Here is a 20,337-nt window from a genome sequence, read left to right on the forward strand (position 1 = left end):
AATCGATGAAATTATTTGATGTATATCCCCGATTTGATATAGAAATCACCAAAGGCCAGGGGTCTTTTGTCGAAGATGTGAATGGTATCCGTTACCTCGACTTTTACGGTGGACACGCGGTAGTGAGTATTGGGCATTCTCACCCACATTACATAAATAGGGTGTCAGAGCAATTGAATAATCTTGGCTTTTATAGTAATTCCGTCCAAATGCCTATTCAGCAAGAATTAGCGGATCATTTGGGCAAGCTAAGCGGATACGATAACTACGAGCTATTTCTCGTAAATTCAGGTGCCGAAGCCAACGAAAATGCGCTTAAATTAGCTTCTTTCCATACCGGCAAGAAAAAAGTAATTAATTTTAGCGGGGCTTTTCACGGAAGGACATCAGCAGCCGTGCAATGCACAGATAATCCAAAGATTATTGCCCCCATCAACAAAGGATTTGAAGTAAAAACACTCCCCCTAAACGATATCGACCAATTACAACAATCCATGGATGATGATGTAGCAGCTATCATTGTTGAAGGTATCCAGGGCATAGGAGGAATACATATACCATCCAATGAATTTCTTACGGCTTGTAGAGAACTAACAAACCACCATAATTCCATATTAATTCTGGACGAAATACAAAGTGGTTACGGTCGGTCAGGAAAGTTTTTTGCACATCAATATGCCCCAGGCCTGAAACCGGATATAATCACGGTCGCCAAAGGTATGGGTAACGGATTTCCGGTCGGAGCCGTACTTATCAACCCTGAAATAGAGTCTTCATACGGACTATTGGGTACTACCTTTGGTGGCAATCATCTGGCATGTGCAGCATCTCTTGCCGTATTAGAGGTAATTGAAAAAGAGAACCTTATCCTTAATGCCTATAAAATGGGTGAAATCCTTCAAAAAGAACTAGCAAAAATACCCCAAATCAAACAAATAAGGGGGCTTGGCCTTATGATAGCACTGGATTTTGATTTTCCCATAAAGGATATCAGGAAAAAATTGATCTTCGATAAAAAGGTGTTTACCGGTTCCGCAAAATCGCCAAATACGATGCGAATCCTTCCACCTTTGAATATCAATATTACAGAAATTAATATTTTTATATCATCTTTAAAAGAAATAATAGAAAGTCGATGAATAGTTTTTTAAATCTTGAAAACATAGAGGACATTCGGGCATTGGCCCAGGCGGGATTAGATTTGAAAAATAATTCAGGTTTAGCTAATAAGCCCGGTTTGGGAAAAGTTCTTACCTGTCTTTTTCTCAATCCCAGTTTAAGGACCCGATTAAGTACTGAAATAGCTGCCACCAATCTTGGGATGCATTGTATAAACCTTTCTACCGACAGCGCCTGGAAATTAGAAATGAAACCAGGAGCAAAAATGGATGGAGGAACTGCAGAACATATTCAGGAACAAGCCATGGTCCTTAGCCAATATTCTGATATTATTGCCATCCGGGCATTTCCGGAATTAAAAGATCCCAACCAGGACTATACTAATGATTTTATCTCCCAGTTTGCAAAATACGCTTCAAAACCTATTGTAAACCTGGAATCAGGTTCTCTCCATCCACTGCAAGGTCTGGCCGACTTAATGACCATTCTGGAGAAAAAGCAACAAGAAAAACCCAAAATCGTCCTTAGCTGGGCTCCGCACCCACGCCAACTGCCACAATCCGTAGCTAATTCCTTTAGCCAAACCATTCAAAAAGCTGGTTTTGACCTAACCATTTGTTGCCCGGAAGGAATGGAGTTATCTGAAAAATACAACGGAAATGCAAAAGTATCCCATAGCCAGGAAGAAGCTTTCCAAAACGCTGATTTCATTTATGTAAAAAACTGGTCTTCTTATCACAATTACGGGGCCACGCTACAAGAAGAAAGCTGGATGATTACTAAAGATAAGATGGACTTGACCAATAATGGTAAATTCATGCATTGCTTACCAGTCCGAAGGAATGTAGTCGTAGAAGACGCCGTTATCGATTCTCCCAATTCAATAATTGACGTGCAAGTACAAAACAGAGTTTTTGCTGCACAAAGTGTCCTTAAATCGATTTTGGAACATTAACATTAATTCTAAGGCTAAACTGTATGTTGTTATGAAAGAAAAATTAACCGTAATAAAAATAGGTGGGGCTCTCCTGGAATCTGAAAGTACCTTACAGGACCTTTCGAATTTGATAAAAAAGATCGCAGGAAATAAAATTGTCGTGCACGGGGGCGGGAAAAAAGCTACGGAAATAAGTGAAAGGTTGGGCCTGGAAATTAAACTTTTTGAAGGAAGAAGAATTACTGACCGTGAGACTCTTGACGTCGCCACTATGGTATATGCCGGGTTATACAATAAACAATTGGTAGCTCAGTTTCAAAAAAATGATATCAAAAGCCTGGGATTGAGTGGTGCCGACCTTAATTTGATAAAATCTAGAAAAAGGCCGGTGCGAGCTATTGATTATGGTTACGTAGGAGATATTGTCAATATCAATACTGATGCCATTCAGGATTTACTCAACCTGGATGTAGTACCGGTCTTCTGCGCCATCACTCACGATAATGATGGTCAATTACTTAATACCAATGCTGATACTATTGCCACTTTATTGTCAACCCACCTCACGGATTATTACGATGTAGATCTCTTTTACTGTATGGACAAACCAGGTGTCATGGATGACCCCGATGATGAAACTTCTCTTATTAGTGAAGTTAATTACAAGCTTTATAAAACTCTAAAAATGGAGGAAAAAATCAAGCTTGGCCTTATTCCGAAAATGGATAATGCGTTTTACGCTCTCGTCAATGACGTCGAAAATGTATGGATCTCCAACCTGGAAGGACTTCTTTCCTATCCTGATATAAAAGGCAGCAAAATATGTCAGCACTAGATGTAGCGATTGAGTTGTTAAGCCGATTGATCAAAACCCCTTCGTTTAGCAGGGAAGAAAATCAAACTGCTGATATAATCCATCAACATTTGGTAGATACAGGATCAAATCCCTACCGAATTAAAAACAATGTGATCGCAAAAAATACTTACTGGGACGACGAACTTCCAATATTATTATTGAATTCACATCACGATACGGTCAAACCTGCCAAAAGTTACACAAATGATCCCTTTTCTCCGGAAATTAAGGATGGAAAACTGTTTGGTTTGGGCTCCAATGATGCTGGAGGGGCACTTGTTTCGCTAATACAGACATTTAATCGCTTCTGTGACTACGATAACCTTCCATTTAATCTTCTATTAATTGCTTCTGCGGAAGAAGAAATTTCAGGCGTCAATGGAATTGCCCTCGCACTTGAATCCTTTCCGGAGATAATGGGAGGAATAGTTGGGGAACCAACGCTGATGGAAGCAGCTGTAGCGGAAAGGGGCCTAATGGTAGTCGATGGGATGTCAAAAGGTAAATCTGGACATGCTGCCCGCCAGGAAGGTATCAATGCTATCTACAAAGGAATCGAGGCGATTGAAGAAATAAAAAATATATTATTTGATCGCAAATCGCAATATCTGCCGGATACTCAGGCCGTTGTTACGCAAATAAATGCAGGTAGCCAACACAATGTAGTACCGGACCAATGTACTTTTGTAATTGACGTCAGGGTAAACGAATTGTATAGTAACCGTGAGGTTTTTGCTATCCTTGAGAAAAATTGTTCTGCCGAACTCAAAGCTCGTTCCTTCAGGCTCAATCCTTCTCGCCTTCCAAAAGAACACGTTTTATTCCGAACTATCCAACATTTACAAATTCCCACCTACGGCTCTCCCACCTTAAGCGACCAGGCGTTAATGCCCTTCCCTACCCTGAAAATGGGACCGGGAGATTCCGCACGTTCGCATACGGCAGATGAGTTTATTTTTGTACAGGAAATTGAAGAAGGTATCCATAGATATCAGGCCCTTATTAATGAATTAATAAAAACAGTTTCATGAGCAAACTATGGTCGAAAGATAATTCCATCAACAAAGAAATCGAAAAATTTACAATAGGTAAAGATGCCGAAATCGACGTTTATCTAGCTGAATATGATATTCAGGGAAGCATAGCCCATTCTATAATGTTGTATGAGTGTGAAATTATTTCAAAAAAAGATTTACAGGAAATTCTCCAGGGTCTCTTCGAGATTTATACCGATGTCAAAGCAGGGAATTTTTCGATCCAACCGGGAATAGAAGATGTCCACTCGCAAGTAGAAATATTACTGACTGAAAAAATTGGAGACGCAGGAAAACGAATGCACACAGCCCGTAGCAGAAATGACCAGGTTCTGGTGGATTTAAAAATGTACTACCGTCAATGGTTACTGGAAATAGCCGATAAAACGGAGGTCTTAATTCGTCAATTAGTAGAAGCATCTGAAAAATACAAGAATATTTTAATGCCGGGCTATACCCACATGCAAGTCGCCATGCCATCATCTTTTGGGCTGTGGCTCGGGGGATACGCCGAAACCCTGATTCAGGATTACGCCCAAATTAGGAATGTCCTGGAAGTTATCAATTACAATCCCCTGGGGTCTGCGGCAGGTTATGGATCTTCTTTCCCCATCAACCGGAAAAGGACTTCAGAACTTTTGCAATTCAAAGACTTGGAGTACAATTCTATCAGTGCTTCCATGAACCGTGGAAAAACTGAATATTTAATAGCCACTGCTCTATCCTCAGCATCTATTTCCCTTGGGAAGTTTTGCATGGATATCTGCCTGTACAACTCCCAAAATTTCGGTTTCCTTACCCTACCCGATGAATATACAACAGGGTCCAGTATAATGCCACACAAAAAAAATCCGGACGTTTTTGAACTATTGCGCGCTAAATTCAACAACCTGACTGCACTGCCAGCTGAAATAGCTACCGTCTTACAAAATTTACCAACAGGGTATCACCGGGATTATCAATTGTTAAAAGAGGTGATCTTTCCAAAACTATCCACTTTTGAATCCTGCATTAATATTCTAACTTTCGTTATTGACAAAATCGAAGTTAAAGACGAATTAATGAAAAGCCCCGTCTATTCACAAGCTTTTTCAGTAGAAATGATCAAGGAAAAAGTAGATAAAGGAATGCCTTTTAGGGATGCATATTTAGCGGTCAAAAAGGAATTGGAACAAGGAATGGAAACGCAACCCGAATTAAACCACACGCATGAAGGAAGTATCGGAAACCTGCAAAATGACAACATTATCGCCAAGCTGGAAGATGTGAAGTTAAGGTTTACGGAATATGATTTTTCTCAAGTAGAAAAGAACCTAAAAGGGTACAAGATAGGGTAACCTGCGGAGAAAAAGGAAAGAGGGAGCTCTCTCAGCTAAATGCAATTTTCTTTTCAATCCAAATATCTATCCAAACCCTGCGCCCCTTATAGTATACGATAAATATTTAAGGTGTTTTTCTGTAACTTTCTAGTTCTAAATGCCACAGGCAAATAAAAGCTGAATATTCAGGTTTAAAGCAAATAAATCTCCATCTTTACCAGTTTGCTCATCTATCTATTATCAGTCCATTCTTCTATATCAATACAATACCTTCACTCAGATGCAGTTCTGTCTTCAGACGACTTTTGGTCCTATAGACGTCATTCTGACATATCCCCAACATCCTTGCCGTTTCCCCAGCTGTCAAATGCCTTCTGGTAAGAGCCATAAACCGTATTTTAGCAGGACTCAATTCAGGAAATTTTTTCTATGCCTTGATAGATAAACCCGAATAAACATTTTCAAATAGTCTTCTAAATTTCTCCCAATCCTCTTTCGAAAAAATTGTTCTTTCGGACAAAGCCTCTTTTAATATATTGTCTTTAATAACGTCGGAAAGATAGTGTGGAAAGGCATCGCATAGGATGTATCAGAAATTGAACTGGAGCAACAAGATGACGGCTTATATATTATTCAGGTTGTTAATCAGAAAAATTAAGAGCTATAAAAGAATTCTAGTGATTAGGAAGTAAAGATGTGGAAAGTTGAGGTTTTTGGGTAATATCGTATCATTCCTCCGGTTTAATTATTTCGGTTTCCTGCCCAAAAAAATTGGCAAATTCTACCATGTGGTTAGCTAATTTTGAATTGTTCGTGGCTCTATGGTAAGAATCAGCCATAGTTCGCAAAGTCTGGAATACAAATTTATCCATTTCATCGACGCGAAGATCTTTGGTCCAAAGATCCATTTTCATGGTCTCTTCACTCTCTGTATCAAAAAGGGAAAGAAAAATACTTTTCACTTCTTTGAAATTCTTTTCCGGACTGTCTTCAGCTCTCCATTCAATCTTTTGGGGTACGCGGTCTTCTCCCAATTCTACTACAATATCTATTTTCGATTTTTTCATACTCAGTAAATTCTATTTTATTGACTAATTCTACAAATATACTGGCTGAACATTAAAACCACCGTGTTTTAGTAGTCGTAAAACTCCGCTATAACCAAATAAATGGGCAGCACCTACACCGACAAAAGCTTCTGTATTTTCCAACTCATGTAATAATAAGCTGGCCATATTATCATTTCTGCGATATAATAGCATTTTCCGCAATTTCCCCAATTGCTTCTTGGAACACTGATACAACTTACGTGTATCCTTATTTTCATAATACCGCATCAAATTCAGCATTTGCCTTTTGGCTTTTGCAGGATGGGCTGCTAATTTGGATAGCGCTTTTAATTGCAATTCCATAGGAATCTTATTAAAAATTTGAATTTGTTGATCTGCACTCTCCAAATATCGAAGATCTTTATTTTTTTCCTTAGCAAAGTTATAAAGAACTTGATCTAAAATAAAATCCGAGTTAGATTCCACTACTGAAGTCAACAGGAAATTAGTAATGATCATGGGATAAAATTGCTTCAAACCTTCAATATCAATTTTGAAGGATTTCAACAATATTTCTCGGATCTTGCGGTACTTTTCTCTTTTAAAGTAGTCTTCAACAGTCTTGTTTTTCGGTAACACCTGACTATTGTACACTGCCGACATATTGCCGCTATCCAGATCAAGTTCTGAATAATATACATTTTGTTCCAGAATCTTAGACTTCAAATATTCAAGATCCCTAAAGGCCACCTCATTACGCACGTGCATAGTACCAAAAAGATAGGAAACCCTGCCCTGCCCGGATTCAACTTTCCATAATAGGGAATTATTCAAAGTCAATACCTAATTTATATCTTTAGTTTGATCCGTAATCAAACGGCAGTACTTTAGAATCTTTTACCTGAGAAAGAGTCATAAGCGTTTTAAGGCGCTCTATTTCATCAATTTTAGATAATGTTCTGAACAACAATTCTTCATAGCTTGGAATATCTTTACAAACTATTTTCATCAATGCATCAGCCTCACCGGTAATGATATAACATTCTACGACCTCGTCAATGCTTTTGATCTTTTTCAAAAAATTATCCAATGCATTCTCTTTGTGCCATGCTATATCAACAAGTAGATACGTTTGCACACTCAATCCAATTGAAGAATTGTTTACTTTTGCATGATAACTGGAAAGAACGTTTTGGTTTTCCAATTTTTTCACCCTTTCCAAGGTTGGAGCTGGTGACAGACCAATTCTTTTTGACAAGTCAAGATTTGTTATCTTGCAGTTTTCCTGTAAAATTTTAATGATTTTTTTGTCTATTGCATCCAATTTAACTTCAGACATATCTTCGATTTTAATGATTAAAAGCTATTCAATTTCGAAAGCAAAGATAGAATAATATTTAGTATATGTAAAATTTCAAGAATAATATATTGTTAAAACAATGTTTAAATTTTAACAATCATCAATAAAAATGTTTACAATTTGTTATTAATCACCATTCTATATATGTTAAGCCAACAATAGGAAACAAATAATGATTGGATTTTTACCATATTAAGGAAAGGATAGAAAAATACTCCAACAAAATAAATGTACGGACATTTAAATTCCACATCACGGGAAAACACCCAATTGGGTATAGTCCATGGCTACCTTTTTTATGGCTACGGCAAAAGCTGCTGTTCTTAAATCCGGAATATTCTGTTTTTTCATTTGGGTCCTTATTTGAGTGTAGGCATTGACCATTGTTTCTTCCAGTCCCGAGCGCACCAGATCAATCTCATCGCCTCCTCTTGTCAGAACAGATTTTTCTCGTTCAGACACTTTTTTACCTGTCATCCTTTCCACTAATTCAACGAGGTTCTGGTATGTTTCCTGATTAAAGCGTTTGTCTAATCTTCCAAAACGAACGTGGTCCAAATTTTTCAACCACTCAAAATAAGAAACGGTAACCCCTCCAGCATTCGCATAAAAATCAGGAATTATAACAATTCCTTTATCAAGAATGATCTGTTCTGCATCTGAGGTCACTGGTCCATTGGCTGCTTCTGCTATAACCTTTGCACGAACCTTATGGGCATTTTCTTCGTGAATTTGATTTTCCAGGGCAGCTGGTATAAGTACATCACAATCAATAAATAAAGCCTCTTTACGTTCCTTCAATTCCTCAGAGCCCGGGAATCCCAGTATAGATCCTGTTTTAGCCCTGTGCCTCAACAACTTCTTGATATCAATACCGTCTTTTTTGTAAATTGCTCCTTCATATTCTGCAACCGCAATAATTTTCATTCCGCCTTCTTCCTGACAAATAGACCCCGTATAGGAACCTACATTTCCCAAACCCTGGATAACTACAGTTTTATCGTAGGTACCGGGTTCTACACCTATTTTTTTTGTCATTTCAGGATCATTTAATAGCTCCCGAATAGCATAATAAACACCCCTCCCAGTCGCTTCGGTCCTACCATTTATTCCGTTCAACTGCACAGGCTTTCCGGTCACACATGCAATAGCATTGATATCTTCTTCACAAAGCAATCGGTAAGTATCCAGAATCCACCCCATTTCACGCGGACCTGTACCATAATCAGGTGCAGGGACATCAATTCCCGGTCCGATAAAATTCTTTCTTATCAATTCGGTAGTATACCTCCTCGTTACTTTCTCCAACTGTGAAGGGGTATACTGCCGGGGACTAATTCTTACTCCACCTTTAGCCCCTCCGAAAGGGACGTCTACCAAAGCACATTTATATGTCATAAGTGCAGCCAATGCCATCACTTCTTCCTGATTCACCTTGGAACTATAACGAATTCCACCCTTCGTGGGCAAGCGGTGATGGGAATGCTGAACACGGTATGCCTCCAGCACTTCATACTTACTTCCTATTTTTACCGGGAACCGCATTTTGTAGACGGAATTACACGCTTTGATCTGATCGAGAATTCCCTGGTTGACTTTTGTGTATTCTGCAGCTTTATCAAAATGCCTGGATACACTCTCAAAAAAATTACGTTCAATCTCCTTGGCCATGTTTCACCTTTTTTTCCAATTTTTGAATTTTCTTATCCAGTGAGTATAGATAAAGAAATAATCCAATTAGTATTAATATAATAACAGCTACTACTACATACATTTTTCCCATGTTATGCATAAAGTCACTAGCCATTACCATAGAAAATTGTTTTATTATATTATTAAACATTATGAGGTGAAATTTATAAATTATTATTTAATAATCATGATTTAAGAGACAAAATTTTTACTGTTTTATACTTTGAGAGTATTTCTGACATCCACAGACCTACCAACGCCCACCCAATTACAGCCGGATAAAAGATCATTCTCATCGTGCTATCCAAATCTTCGCCTCCCAAGGCCGGATTCCCTCCACTACCGGGATGTAAACTTTCAGACATCCGAGGCAATATATACAACAAAGGAATAAGGGCTATAAAAGCAAAAATATTGAATATCGAAGATATTCGTGATTTTTTATAGGGGTCTTCCATTGAATTTCGAAGCAAAAAATAAGCTGAATATATCAACAATGCAATAGCAGTTGTTATTTGTTTAATGTCCCAGGACCAGGCTTTTCCCCAGGTATATTCAGCCCAGATCATCCCGGTTGTAACGCCAAAGATTCCAAATAGGAACCCTACTTCGGTTAAGGCACTTGACCTGGAATCATCCAGAAGATTTTTACTCCTTAAATTCCGGATGGCAAACACGACAGCCCCGGTAAGTAAAATCATCATGGAAAGCCATAGGCTGACATGGAAATAAGTATTTCTAATGGTTTCAATCAATATGGATCGATAGGGAAAATGTAAATTAGCTACCACACTCAAATCCGAAAGCTCCAGCGGCATCCATTCTTCGACACTTGACTTTTCGGTACCTGTATAATATACAGCTCCGGGGGATACTGCAGTTCCCTGGTCTTCAAAATCAATAATTAAAGACAAATCACTACCTTTTTTTCCATCGGGCAAGGAAGCAGGAAGAATAAATTCAGCCATTAATTTGGTAGGGGCTTCAGAGAATATTCTTTTTGAAGTAATTAAATGGTCATCATCATATTTTAGCCAGGCTCTAACCCCTTCCCCATTTTTGATGTCAGCATTATAGGTCCCAATATTCAAATTAACTTTTTCCCCACCAGTTACCTGGTAAGGACTCACGCTATTAATTCCAATTCCGATTGGGATTAACAACCCGGCAATATGCACGTAAAGAATAATGACAATCGCCAGAATTTTCCACCATTTCATCTGCTTGTATTTTAAAATAATTCATTTTAATTCAGCTGAATAAAGTCATAATAACCACGCTTTGTCAATTTGGTTCTTATGTGTTCTTCATTTTTTGCTTAATTACTAATCTTTTTTATAGAATTCACTACATTGGTAGTCCGGTTCAGAACCATTTTTGTGCCCAGTAAAAATAATTCCATTTCAAAGCTGTCTTATCTAAATTTCAAAAGTAAAGTTACGACACCTGAAACTTCCCTCTTAATAATCAATCCGTCCAAAGATATGGAAATAAAAAAAGAGAAGCTACACACATCGCCAATCCCAGCCCTCCCAAAATCAATGCATCCGATCCCCAATCATTGGCCACCGGATTAATATCCACAGCAATAGCACCTATATTATATAATTCCAACACCACCGGAATAATTACAGGAAGGCTTAAAACCGGATACAAACTTTGAGATTTTTCGCTCCTGTATGCAATTGCATTTACAAGATGAGTAATAGCACTAAAATTCAAAGCTGCCAACACTATAGCTACTGAAAATCCCCAAAAATCCTGAACGACCTGTCCAAAGAAAAAACTCATTAATCCCCACAAAACAACTAAAAGGATGGTATTTTTCACCAATCCAATGGAAAGTCTGGAAAATAAAAGAACTTCTGGTTCTACTAATTGAAAGAGCATTTTATGATGCTCCTTTAGCTCAGATTTAAGGGCAGTAGAAGAAGCATTAATCAGGGAAAAAATTGCAATAATCCAATAAAGCGATAACCACATTTGAGCACTCAGATCTCTAAAAATAAGATACACGATAAAAGTAGCTGCCAATAGGTATTGCAATGTGGAAAGCAAGGTTCCTATATCCCTCCTGTCGCGTTGCCATCTATTCTTTACAAGTGTAAAATACGATTTCAAATTAATTATTCAATATTTAAAAATTTGACTAAAAGCTGGTTATACATTCATTTTCAACCCATTTAATACACCACTTAACATAAAGTTAATCTTTAGTTAACGAGTGAGTAATAACCCAAAATTACTTTTGCTGCAAATTAATAAAACTTAAAACTAATTAACGCATGAAGATTACTAAATTCTTAGCCGCATTAATGTTTGCTTTGACAGCACTTGTATTTGTGGCATGTGAAGATGATGACGATCCGGAACCCGAACCCACTGATATTACAGTTTCTGGAACTGTAACAAATGCAGAAGATGGTTCAGGCCTTGCCGATGTCAGTGTAGATGCCGGAAGTGCAAATGCGACTACAGATGCTGACGGAAATTATACAGTTACTGCTCCCAAGGCCGGATTGCTATCTTTTTCCAAAGAAGGATTTATATCAAAAAATGAAGATGTAAATAACAGAACTACCATTGATGTAGCTTTGACGCCTGAGGAAATGGAAGTTGAAACAGTTACTCTTTCGGGTTTGACTACTGGAGACATGACTTTGACATCTGATAAGATCTACTTAATCAACCAAAAGTTTGTTGTATCCGACGGACATACAGTAACTATTGAGCCCGGAACGATTCTCAAAGGAATGGAGGGTACAGGATCCGTAGCTTCTGCTTTTATAGTAGCACGGGGAGGCAAACTCATCGCAGAAGGAACGGCAGACCATCCAATTATTTTTACATCTGTATTGGATGATATCACTGTAGGTCAAAAATTTGGTGCCAACTTAATTGAAATAGATCGTGAAAAATGGGGCGGATTGATTCTCCTGGGCAAAGCTCCTATTTCTGCGGGAGATGGAGACACGGAAGCTCAGATCGAAGGAATTCCCGGAGACGAAGAATTTGGTAAATATGGAGGAGATGACCCTGCTGATAATTCAGGTAGCTTAAAATACATTTCTATTCGTCACGGTGGTGCTCTTATCGGAGACGGAAATGAAATAAATGGCTTGACCCTGGGCGGTGTCGGGAATGGTACTACAATAGAAAATATTGAAGTATTAGGAAACCTTGACGACGGAGTAGAATTTTTCGGAGGTACAGTAAATGCTAAAAATATTATCGTTGCATATCAGGGCGACGATGCTATCGATATCGATCAAAACTATTCAGGTACCATTGAAAATGTATTAGTCATACATGGCGGCGATGATTCCGACGAGGCATTAGAAATTGATGGACCTGAGGGTACTGCTACAAACGGTCTTTTCACATTAAGAAACGGTACTTTTATCAAAACTGATGGAAATGGGTCAGGTGCCGACTTTAAATCTGATGCACAAGGGACTTTTGAGAATTGCGTTTGGTCAGGGTATGGAGAAAATACCACCCTAAAAATCAGGGCAAGTTTTGATGTTGACAATAACTGCTCTCCGGAAGAAGATGCCTTTTCCCATATGATGGATGAGACACCTACCTTTGTAATTAAAGATTCGGAAATCGTTTCAACGGGTACGGTAGAAACACTATTCAGTATCTATCCTAATCCGGATGAAGATCCTGAAAATCCGGAAGAACCTCATTGTGGCGATGCAGTAACCAATCAAATGGTTTTAAATGCAGCCGCTAAAATAGCTGAATGGAATAATGCCATAGTTACCGAAAAAACAGATGGTAAAGGTGCTGATTACAGTGCTTTTGAAGGATGGACATGGAGCCAAAATCAGGGACTTTTGGACTGATATCAATCCATATAAAATTAAGGGCTGGAGCTTATCCGGCCCTTTTTACTATTTAAATCGTATGTATATGAAAAACTTATTTACTTTCATTGTAGTCACCTTTTCTACTATTACCTGTTTATCTGCACAAAACGGTACGTTAAGAGGTACTATTTATGATGCAAACACCGGGGAAACCATCCCATTTGCCACAGTTTTACTTGAATCGAATCAGGGAACCGGTACCACTACCGACCTGGATGGGGTATACGAATTGTCACTGCCTTCAGGAATTCATAATATTCAATATTCATTTTTGGGATATGCTTCCATGACCATTAGCGAAGTAGAAATTAAAGCAGGTGAAGTTACCGTCCTGGATGCAAAAATCAGTGAAGAAGCTGAGACCCTTCAAGAAATTGTAGTCACCGCCACCCAGGCACGAAATACAGAATCAGCTATCCTTACTCTTCAAAGAAAATCACCCAATGTCATCGACGGAGTATCCAGCGAATCATTTCGCAAACTAGGAGACGGTAATGCCGCTGCTGCTATTAAAAGAGTAACAGGAGTATCCATTGAAGACGGTAAGCATGTATATGTAAGAGGACTAGGTGACCGCTATACCAAAACCATATTAAATGGATTAGATATTCCGGGACTGGACCCGGATAAGAACTCCGTCCAAATGGACATATTTCCTACTAATCTCATTGATAACATTATTGTCTTAAAATCTTTCACCCCTGACCAACCCGGTGACTTTACCGGAGGTTTGGTGAATATTATCACCAAAGATTTTCCTGAAGATCAGACGTTTAACGTTTCTGCTTCATTAGGACATAATCCGGGAATGAACCTAAACGATCAATTTTTAACTTATGAGGGATCAGGGACCGATTGGTTAGGATTTGATGATGGAAGTAGAAAAATACCTTTTGATATAAAATCTGAAATACCAGATCCATCAGAAAGAAACCCACATTTATCTGATTTAACAAGACAATTTGGAAATGTAATGTCCGCCCGACAAAATTCCAAATTCCTGAACCAATCCTTCGGTATTTCATACGGAAATCAATTGACCATAGGATCCGGGTCCATAGGGATCAATGCATCTGCTAACTATAATGCGGATTATACATATTATGACAATGTAGAATATAATACGTACCTAAAAAGACCAGAAAAGTCAGAAAATAACATTTTTATCGACCGGGGAATTTCAGGGCCAAGAAGTGATGAAAACGTGTTGATCAGTGGAATGGCAGGCCTGGCTTACAAAAACAGGAATCATAAAATTGGTGCTAATTTCATTCTCATCCAAAACGGAACCTCCAGTACGGCAGACCTCACTCAGATTACATATGAAACAAATCCATCCACTATCGTAAGAAACAACCTGGAATATAAAGAGCGGTCGATTAGAAACGCTTTTGTTTTTGGTAAACACTCCTTTAAGGAAGGAAAATTTGAACTGGATTGGAGCGCTTCCCCTACTTTTTCAAAAATACAAGAGCCAGACAACCGCGTTACAGCTTACGAATTAATGAACAGAGGTGAAGAGCTATCATATGAATTAAACGCCAGTGTAGGCGCAGGTGTTTCAAGAGTATGGCGAGCACTTGAAGAAGAAAATTATAGCGGGAAAGTAAATGCCACCTACAAATTTGACCAATGGAACGAACAGGAATCAAAACTCAAATTCGGGGTGATGGCCACATTAAAGGAGAGGGACTATAGTATAAGCAACTTTCTCTTCCGTATGGAAAGATCCAACAGGTTTGACTTACAGGGAGACCCCGATGAGTTATTTGTCCCCTCTGCAATATGGGATGCAGATGAAAGAGCAGGAACGTATGTAAGAGGCAACTTTGAACCTGCTAATACTTACAGCGCAGAACAAATGATCTTAGCAGCATTTATAATGAATGAATTGCCCTTAAGTGATAGGTTAAAATCAATTTATGGAATAAGAGTTGAAAAATCTGATAATTATTATACTGGCCAGAACAATCTGGGAGATGAAGTTTTTGACAATGCTAAAGTCCTGGATGAACTTGACTTTCTTCCTTCCCTCAATCTAGTGTGGTCTATAACTGAGAAAATGAATCTCAGAACTTCCTATAACCGTACGTTGGCCCGGCCTTCTTTTAAAGAAAAGTCCGTTGCTCAAATACAGGATTTAATTTCAGGAAGGACTTTTATAGGGAATATTGACCTTTTAGAGACAAAAGTCAACAACTTTGATGTAAGATGGGAAAACTTTTTTGATTTCGGACAGGTCTTATCGGTTAGTGGATTCTTTAAGCAGTTCAACAACCCAATCGAATTAGTAGCTTACTCCGAAGTCGCACCAAATGATTTCCAGCCCAGGAATATTGACCAGGCAAATGTATTTGGCCTGGAGATTGAAGTCAGAAAAAAACTGAGTTTTGGCGAAACGGCCCTGGAAGGATTCACTGTGGGCAGTAACGTGTCTCTTATTAAATCGGAAGTAGACATGAGCGAAGCTGAATATACCTCCCGGGTGAACAATGCCAGGGACGGAGAAGAAATCTCCAGAACTCGAAATCTCGTTGGACAATCCCCTTATCTCCTAAATATTTTTGCAGGATATAACTCCAGTGAAAATATTTTTGAGGCTAACCTCAGTTACAATGTACAGGGCAAAAGCTTGACTATAGTAGGTATCGGTAGAAATCCTGATATTTTTGATATGCCTTTTCACAGCCTCAACTTTAAAACTTCTTTAAAATTTGGTCTGGAAAAGAAATTTAGAGCGAGTTTTTCCATCAATAATATCCTAGATCAAAAAAGACAAAGATTTTATCAATCTTTTGGTTCAGCTGATCAAATATTTGAAAAATACGAACCGGGAAGGGACTTCCAACTCGGATTATCCTATTCCTTTTAATAGGACAAAGATTACATATACAGCGATTTTTTTATGGGTTAGCTTCAATTGAGGTTAACCCATTTTTATTCAAACTTCAAACAAAAAAATATTTCTAAAACCACATTAATAAGTTCGTAAAAAAGGTTTTACGACCTTTTGATCCAGTATTCAATACCTGAAGTTTGATTCCTCTTAAAGGAGAATCCTTAATACTCACACATGAGTTATACCAATAGATTTATGAACTTTTCATAAACCGTATGTCAATTACATCCCATCGAAAAGAACGGACATTCGATTGGAATAATAGGTTCTGAGGACCAACCCATTTCTTAAGGATAAATGATGAAACAAAAATTCATTATTAAGATTACTCAATCATTTCATAAAGGAAGACACTACCGAACAACAACGAAATTAAGGTTTTCCAGAAAATTCAAGTCCTTTCTTTATATCCATCCAGTAATTTCAATTTTACTACCTCGACAATCACCATTCATCAGTAGATGGGTTATTGTAGAACTGTCCAGCAAACAAAGGGATGTCAGTTTGCGCGTCGACAATAAAATAAGCAAAGGGTCGGTCAAACTTTACGACCGGGGGCAAAGATGTCACACCAAAACCTACTGATGTTACTGCTGCACCTTCAACCCCCTTCTCATCCACCTGAAGAAATGCGTCGTGTATTACTCTGGATAAATAAATATTTTGACCAGTATTTACCTCGCCCAAATTTGTAAAATCTGATTTACTAGGGTCAAAAGCCGTTGGCATTCCCATTTCTACCAAAATAGAATTTAGGTTTTGGTGCATTTTGGTTTTATACTTGGGGAGAAACACCATCAGTCTACCCGAGTTTAAGTCTTTGGAATACGATTGTAGATTTGCATACCGAAACTCTTTATTCCATTCTTGCAGGCTTACATTCTTAGGCATAATAAACCAAGCGTATAAGGAGGTATCAGATAAAGGCATCCTCACTAATGATAACATATCATTATTAAGATACTCAAAACCCCCATCTTTGAACATAAAATCTACTTCCGATTCCTTCTGGTCCGACACATAGAATTTATCCGCCCTGGTGGCTTCCGGATCGAAAGGATAATCCCAATCAGCATTTAGGTATATGGCATTTAATAAGAATAGTATTTCTTCGTCCGAAATAGATTCTAGGATTTTCTCAATTTTGCCATTAGTATTATCCGATGCCCAGTTATTAATTTCTGCAACGGCCTCTTCCGATTTGAAATCAAGCTCGCCAATAGAGGCACCGAAGTAATCATTCAAAATAGTTGAAAAATCAGCATTCAAATTCACTCTATTTTTATCATAAAACCCGGCATTAGCGATATCAATGGTCCCTTTATCTAACAATTCATTAAAATACGCCTGTATACTTTTTACTTTCTGATTGATCACCAAATCTGCATTTCCACTTTCCCCAAGTAAATTTTTAATCTCTTTTTTAGTAACACCATCAGCTCCATTTAAAGCCATGTATAATGCTAATTGGATACTCAAAGGAGAATGAACAAAATCTTTACCATTATAAATACTACTCAATTCTTTGAAGAACTGATCAGATGGTTCCATAGACAAATTCATTTCTTCCAACTTAAGGTCGTTGTTTTCCTGCAAACTATTAATAGCCGACTTTTCGCATGAAAAAAAACTAAAAAATAGTATACCGACAAAGAAAATTGAATATTTCATATAACTATAATTTTCTAATAAGACGTTCATACAATACTAAAGGTTGGTGTGTGATTAGAAATAAATTTTAATGGCAGTTATACCGTACCTATGCGGAAAGCAATATCTACTATGTAGTCAAATTTAGAAAACCAAAGAAAAGTTACTGAGTCGGACAGAAAAATAAATACCTTCTCAGATTTGGCGCAAAATGCGATCAAAGATGAAAGTTTTCAATACAGACAAAAATCTTACTTCTGCACAACCTTTATCCTTTTTTCAAATTTCGAAAGGGAATCATACTTCTCCATTACCAACGCCGCTGCACCAATTAAGCCCGCTTCGTATCCCAAATTAGAAATTTCAAGTTTTATTCCTTCAGAAATTTTAGGAATACAATGTTCATTAAGTGCTTGCTGAATAGGGGCTACCCAAAGCCTTCCGGCCTCAGCTCCCCGACCACTGAGAATTATCATTTCAGGGTTAAGCAAGTGTATGAGAATCGCTACTCCCCTACCTATCGTATAACCAATATCCGACAACAAATTAATCGCGACCCGATCCCCCCTTTTAGCAGCATTCATTATTTTATTGACGGCTGTTTCCAGATCTGATTCTGAAATATCTTTTATTAAAGATAGTTTGCCTTCTTCAATTTGTTCAATTGCTTTTTGCACTAATACCAGCAGTGACGTTTCCGTCTCCAGACACCCACTTTTACCACATTGGCAAAGTTTATTATTATCAAATAAAGGAATGTGACTAAATTCACCGGCATAACCGTTTGATCCCCTAAATATTTCACCTTTAAGTATCATGCCCAGACCTACTCCCCAACTAAGGTTCAAAACCATTACATTCATTTTATCCCTGGCAGCACCAAATCGCAATTCGGACAATGCTATTAAACTCGAATCATTGTCAATGAGAACCGGCAAACCGATCCGATCTTCAATATAATCTACAATACTTCCATGTGCAGATTTGAGAAAAGTATGGTTTACCCCTTTATTTACATCGACAAAACCTGGCATACTAATTCCAATTCCCAGGATTTTATCAGGATCGATCCCTGTGTTTTCAATATAGTTTTCAATATGGTTCGTGATCTGAACCAGGTCATTATAATCAGTATTGCTTAACTTAAATTCAATATTTTTCTTGGGATGGACCATTTCATTGTGAAGGTCAAACATTGCAATGTTTGTATTTATCTGGTCAATGGATACCGCCACAATATTCAATAAGTCCGCCTTTAATCCATACATTTGTGGCCTGCGTCCACCCCTGGAATCCGCATATCCAATTTCCTCAATTACCCCATCCTCTACCATCTCGCCAAGAACGCCGGTCGTAAAAGGTATACTTTTATTCAATAGCAAACTCAACTCCGTACTTGAATAACTTCTTCCGAAATAGAAGTGCTTAATTATTTTGCGCTTATATACCGATCTTTTGCTCATCCTGCATGAAAATATATAAAAATATCTAAAACTTCTTAAAATTATAAAAAAGATTCAAAGAGATAGAAGAACTTAACTTTTAAAATTTTATAACATTTAAATTTCTCCAAATTGACTAGTACGGCTATTTACCTGTCAACTAGTACGAGGTAATAGTTGAATGTCAAAATCTATCAAAGATAATTAAAAATTGATCTTTTCAAGAAGATGGTATAAAACGTACAAAAGAGTTTTCGGCAGGAACTAGTTTTGTTCGACCTTGTCCGGGAAATGGACATCCATTTGAGGGAATGGTATTCCAACACCGGCTTTGTCAAACTCCTTTTTGACATTCTCCATCATATAAAAGTAAATCCCCCAATAATCTTCACTTTTGGCCCATGCCCGCGCAGCTAGGTTCACGGAAGAATCTCCATGGCTTTCCACCATTACTTCAATGGGTTCTTCTTTGAGAACCAGGTCGTGTCCCTTAAACAATCGAATAATTATTTCCTTAGCCTGGTCTATATCATCATCATACCCAATTCCAAAAATGATATTAAATCTTCTGACGCCCAGGCTGGTAAAATTAGTAATTGGATCTGATAAAATACTTCCGTTGGGGACTATGATCATATTATTATTAAGCGTAGTAAGTATCGTATGGAATACTTGAATCTCTTTCACCGTTCCCGACTTACCCGCTATTTCGACAAAATCCCCCACACGATAAGGCTTAAAAATAAGAATCAAAACACCAGATGCAAAATGACTTAAACTCCCCTGTAATGCCATCCCAATGGCAAAAGCAGCTGCACCTAAAATAGCAACGAAACTGGTTGTTACAATTCCAAAAGTACTAGCAACACTGAAGATCAATAGAATTTTTAAAAGAATACTTACCAAAGAGGACAAGAAGTTCTGGAGAGAAATTTCGATATTTGCACGCACCAAAGTCTTCTTAAAAATTCGAATCACCCACCCTATTACAATAAATCCAATAATTAAAGTGGCCACAGACAAGGCTAACTTGGGTGCATATTCAGCAATAATTTCACTTACCCAATTTAAAGATTCTTCCATTTTTACGCTTTTTTTATTTGAA

Annotated in this window: 17 protein-coding genes; 7 read left to right on the forward strand and 10 right to left on the reverse strand. The window is 37.9% G+C overall.

Annotated features, from left to right (window positions below):
* The first annotated feature begins 5 nt into the window (after positions 1–5).
* From LVD47_RS10590 to argH, 5 genes are read left to right on the forward strand one after another with little or no spacing between them, the layout of a single operon-like run.
* On the forward strand, positions 6–1,139 hold the full coding sequence (locus tag LVD47_RS10590) for an aspartate aminotransferase family protein (protein WP_236975816.1): 1,134 nt from the start codon (positions 6–8) through the stop codon (positions 1,137–1,139).
* Complete coding sequence (locus LVD47_RS10595; protein WP_236975818.1) at positions 1,136–2,074, forward strand: Rossmann-fold NAD(P)-binding domain-containing protein; 939 nt, start codon at positions 1,136–1,138, stop codon at positions 2,072–2,074. The genes LVD47_RS10590 and LVD47_RS10595 overlap by 4 nt, the downstream gene beginning before the upstream one ends.
* A 31-nt stretch (positions 2,075–2,105) precedes the next feature.
* A complete protein-coding gene (gene argB, locus LVD47_RS10600; protein WP_236975820.1) occupies positions 2,106–2,891 on the forward strand; it encodes an acetylglutamate kinase in 786 nt (261 codons plus the stop codon).
* Positions 2,879–3,943, forward strand: coding sequence for a M20/M25/M40 family metallo-hydrolase (locus tag LVD47_RS10605; protein WP_236975821.1), 1,065 nt, complete (start codon positions 2,879–2,881; stop codon positions 3,941–3,943). Before argB ends, LVD47_RS10605 begins: the two co-directional genes overlap by 13 nt.
* The gene (gene argH, locus LVD47_RS10610; protein ID WP_236975822.1) at positions 3,940–5,283 is read left to right on the forward strand and encodes an argininosuccinate lyase; all 1,344 of its coding nucleotides are present in this window, start codon (positions 3,940–3,942) and stop codon (positions 5,281–5,283) included. Before LVD47_RS10605 ends, argH begins: the two co-directional genes overlap by 4 nt.
* Positions 5,284–5,993: 710 nt before the next feature.
* Here argH and gldC read toward each other — a convergent pair.
* The 7 genes from gldC to LVD47_RS10640 form a co-directional block, all read right to left on the reverse strand.
* On the reverse strand, positions 5,994–6,332 hold the full coding sequence (gene gldC, locus LVD47_RS10615) for a gliding motility protein GldC (protein WP_236975823.1): 339 nt from the start codon (positions 6,330–6,332) through the stop codon (positions 5,994–5,996).
* Between the two features lie 30 nt (positions 6,333–6,362).
* Complete coding sequence (locus LVD47_RS10620) at positions 6,363–7,148, reverse strand: TraB/GumN family protein (RefSeq protein WP_236975824.1); 786 nt, start codon at positions 7,146–7,148, stop codon at positions 6,363–6,365.
* Positions 7,149–7,170: 22 nt separating this feature from the next.
* A complete protein-coding gene (locus LVD47_RS10625; RefSeq protein WP_236975825.1) occupies positions 7,171–7,653 on the reverse strand; it encodes an Lrp/AsnC family transcriptional regulator in 483 nt (160 codons plus the stop codon).
* A 273-nt stretch (positions 7,654–7,926) separates the two neighbouring features.
* Positions 7,927–9,345 (reverse strand): Glu/Leu/Phe/Val family dehydrogenase, encoded by a 1,419-nt coding sequence (locus LVD47_RS10630; RefSeq protein ID WP_236975826.1) that lies wholly within the window; start codon positions 9,343–9,345, stop codon positions 7,927–7,929.
* Complete coding sequence (locus LVD47_RS24075) at positions 9,329–9,517, reverse strand: CcmD family protein (RefSeq protein ID WP_369427773.1); 189 nt, start codon at positions 9,515–9,517, stop codon at positions 9,329–9,331. Before LVD47_RS24075 ends, LVD47_RS10630 begins: the two co-directional genes overlap by 17 nt.
* A 34-nt stretch (positions 9,518–9,551) precedes the next feature.
* Positions 9,552–10,586 (reverse strand): cytochrome c biogenesis protein CcsA, encoded by a 1,035-nt coding sequence (gene ccsA / locus LVD47_RS10635; protein WP_236975827.1) that lies wholly within the window; start codon positions 10,584–10,586, stop codon positions 9,552–9,554.
* Between the two features lie 247 nt (positions 10,587–10,833).
* Complete coding sequence (locus LVD47_RS10640) at positions 10,834–11,487, reverse strand: heme exporter protein CcmB (RefSeq protein ID WP_236975830.1); 654 nt, start codon at positions 11,485–11,487, stop codon at positions 10,834–10,836.
* A gap of 164 nt (positions 11,488–11,651) precedes the next feature.
* Here LVD47_RS10640 and LVD47_RS10645 point away from each other — a divergent pair, with 164 nt between their 5' ends.
* Both LVD47_RS10645 and LVD47_RS10650 read left to right on the forward strand, forming a co-directional pair.
* Positions 11,652–13,217 (forward strand): carboxypeptidase-like regulatory domain-containing protein, encoded by a 1,566-nt coding sequence (locus LVD47_RS10645; protein WP_236975831.1) that lies wholly within the window; start codon positions 11,652–11,654, stop codon positions 13,215–13,217.
* A gap of 67 nt (positions 13,218–13,284) precedes the next feature.
* Positions 13,285–16,113 carry a TonB-dependent receptor gene (locus tag LVD47_RS10650; protein ID WP_236975833.1) on the forward strand — a complete coding sequence of 943 codons (2,829 nt, stop codon included), beginning with the start codon at positions 13,285–13,287 and terminating at the stop codon, positions 16,111–16,113.
* Between the two features lie 471 nt (positions 16,114–16,584).
* Here the strand turns inward: LVD47_RS10650 and LVD47_RS10655 are convergent, their stop codons facing one another.
* The 3 genes from LVD47_RS10655 to LVD47_RS10665 all read right to left on the reverse strand — a co-directional run bounded on the left by LVD47_RS10655 (position 16,585) and on the right by LVD47_RS10665 (position 20,315).
* Entirely contained in the window at positions 16,585–17,811 is a 1,227-nt protein-coding gene (locus tag LVD47_RS10655) for a serpin family protein (protein WP_236975835.1), read from the reverse strand.
* A gap of 230 nt (positions 17,812–18,041) precedes the next feature.
* Positions 18,042–19,253, reverse strand: a complete 1,212-nt coding sequence (locus LVD47_RS10660; protein ID WP_236975837.1) for an ROK family protein — start codon at positions 19,251–19,253, stop codon at positions 18,042–18,044.
* Between the two features lie 243 nt (positions 19,254–19,496).
* On the reverse strand, positions 19,497–20,315 hold the full coding sequence (locus tag LVD47_RS10665) for a mechanosensitive ion channel family protein (RefSeq protein WP_236975839.1): 819 nt from the start codon (positions 20,313–20,315) through the stop codon (positions 19,497–19,499).
* Positions 20,316–20,337: the final 22 nt, after the last annotated feature.

This window comes from Membranihabitans maritimus, from assembly GCF_021729145.1.
GTDB lineage: Bacteria > Bacteroidota > Bacteroidia > Chitinophagales > Saprospiraceae > Membranihabitans > Membranihabitans maritimus.

What these genes read in the sequence shown, in the direction of transcription:
- LVD47_RS10590 (WP_236975816.1), top strand. Translation starts at nt 6, where the DNA reads ATGAAATTATTTGATGTATATCCCCGATTTGATATAGAAATCACCAAA.
- LVD47_RS10595 (WP_236975818.1), top strand. Translation starts at nt 1,136, where the DNA reads ATGAATAGTTTTTTAAATCTTGAAAACATAGAGGACATTCGGGCATTG.
- argB (WP_236975820.1), top strand. Translation starts at nt 2,106, where the DNA reads ATGAAAGAAAAATTAACCGTAATAAAAATAGGTGGGGCTCTCCTGGAA.
- LVD47_RS10605 (WP_236975821.1), top strand. Translation starts at nt 2,879, where the DNA reads ATGTCAGCACTAGATGTAGCGATTGAGTTGTTAAGCCGATTGATCAAA.
- argH (WP_236975822.1), top strand. Translation starts at nt 3,940, where the DNA reads ATGAGCAAACTATGGTCGAAAGATAATTCCATCAACAAAGAAATCGAA.
- gldC (WP_236975823.1), bottom strand. Translation starts at nt 6,332, where the DNA reads ATGAAAAAATCGAAAATAGATATTGTAGTAGAATTGGGAGAAGACCGC.
- LVD47_RS10625 (WP_236975825.1), bottom strand. Translation starts at nt 7,653, where the DNA reads ATGTCTGAAGTTAAATTGGATGCAATAGACAAAAAAATCATTAAAATT.
- LVD47_RS10630 (WP_236975826.1), bottom strand. Translation starts at nt 9,345, where the DNA reads ATGGCCAAGGAGATTGAACGTAATTTTTTTGAGAGTGTATCCAGGCAT.
- LVD47_RS24075 (WP_369427773.1), bottom strand. Translation starts at nt 9,517, where the DNA reads ATGTTTAATAATATAATAAAACAATTTTCTATGGTAATGGCTAGTGAC.
- ccsA (WP_236975827.1), bottom strand. Translation starts at nt 10,586, where the DNA reads ATGAAATGGTGGAAAATTCTGGCGATTGTCATTATTCTTTACGTGCAT.
- LVD47_RS10645 (WP_236975831.1), top strand. Translation starts at nt 11,652, where the DNA reads ATGAAGATTACTAAATTCTTAGCCGCATTAATGTTTGCTTTGACAGCA.
- LVD47_RS10650 (WP_236975833.1), top strand. Translation starts at nt 13,285, where the DNA reads ATGAAAAACTTATTTACTTTCATTGTAGTCACCTTTTCTACTATTACC.
- LVD47_RS10655 (WP_236975835.1), bottom strand. Translation starts at nt 17,811, where the DNA reads ATGAAATATTCAATTTTCTTTGTCGGTATACTATTTTTTAGTTTTTTT.
- LVD47_RS10660 (WP_236975837.1), bottom strand. Translation starts at nt 19,253, where the DNA reads ATGAGCAAAAGATCGGTATATAAGCGCAAAATAATTAAGCACTTCTAT.
- LVD47_RS10665 (WP_236975839.1), bottom strand. Translation starts at nt 20,315, where the DNA reads ATGGAAGAATCTTTAAATTGGGTAAGTGAAATTATTGCTGAATATGCA.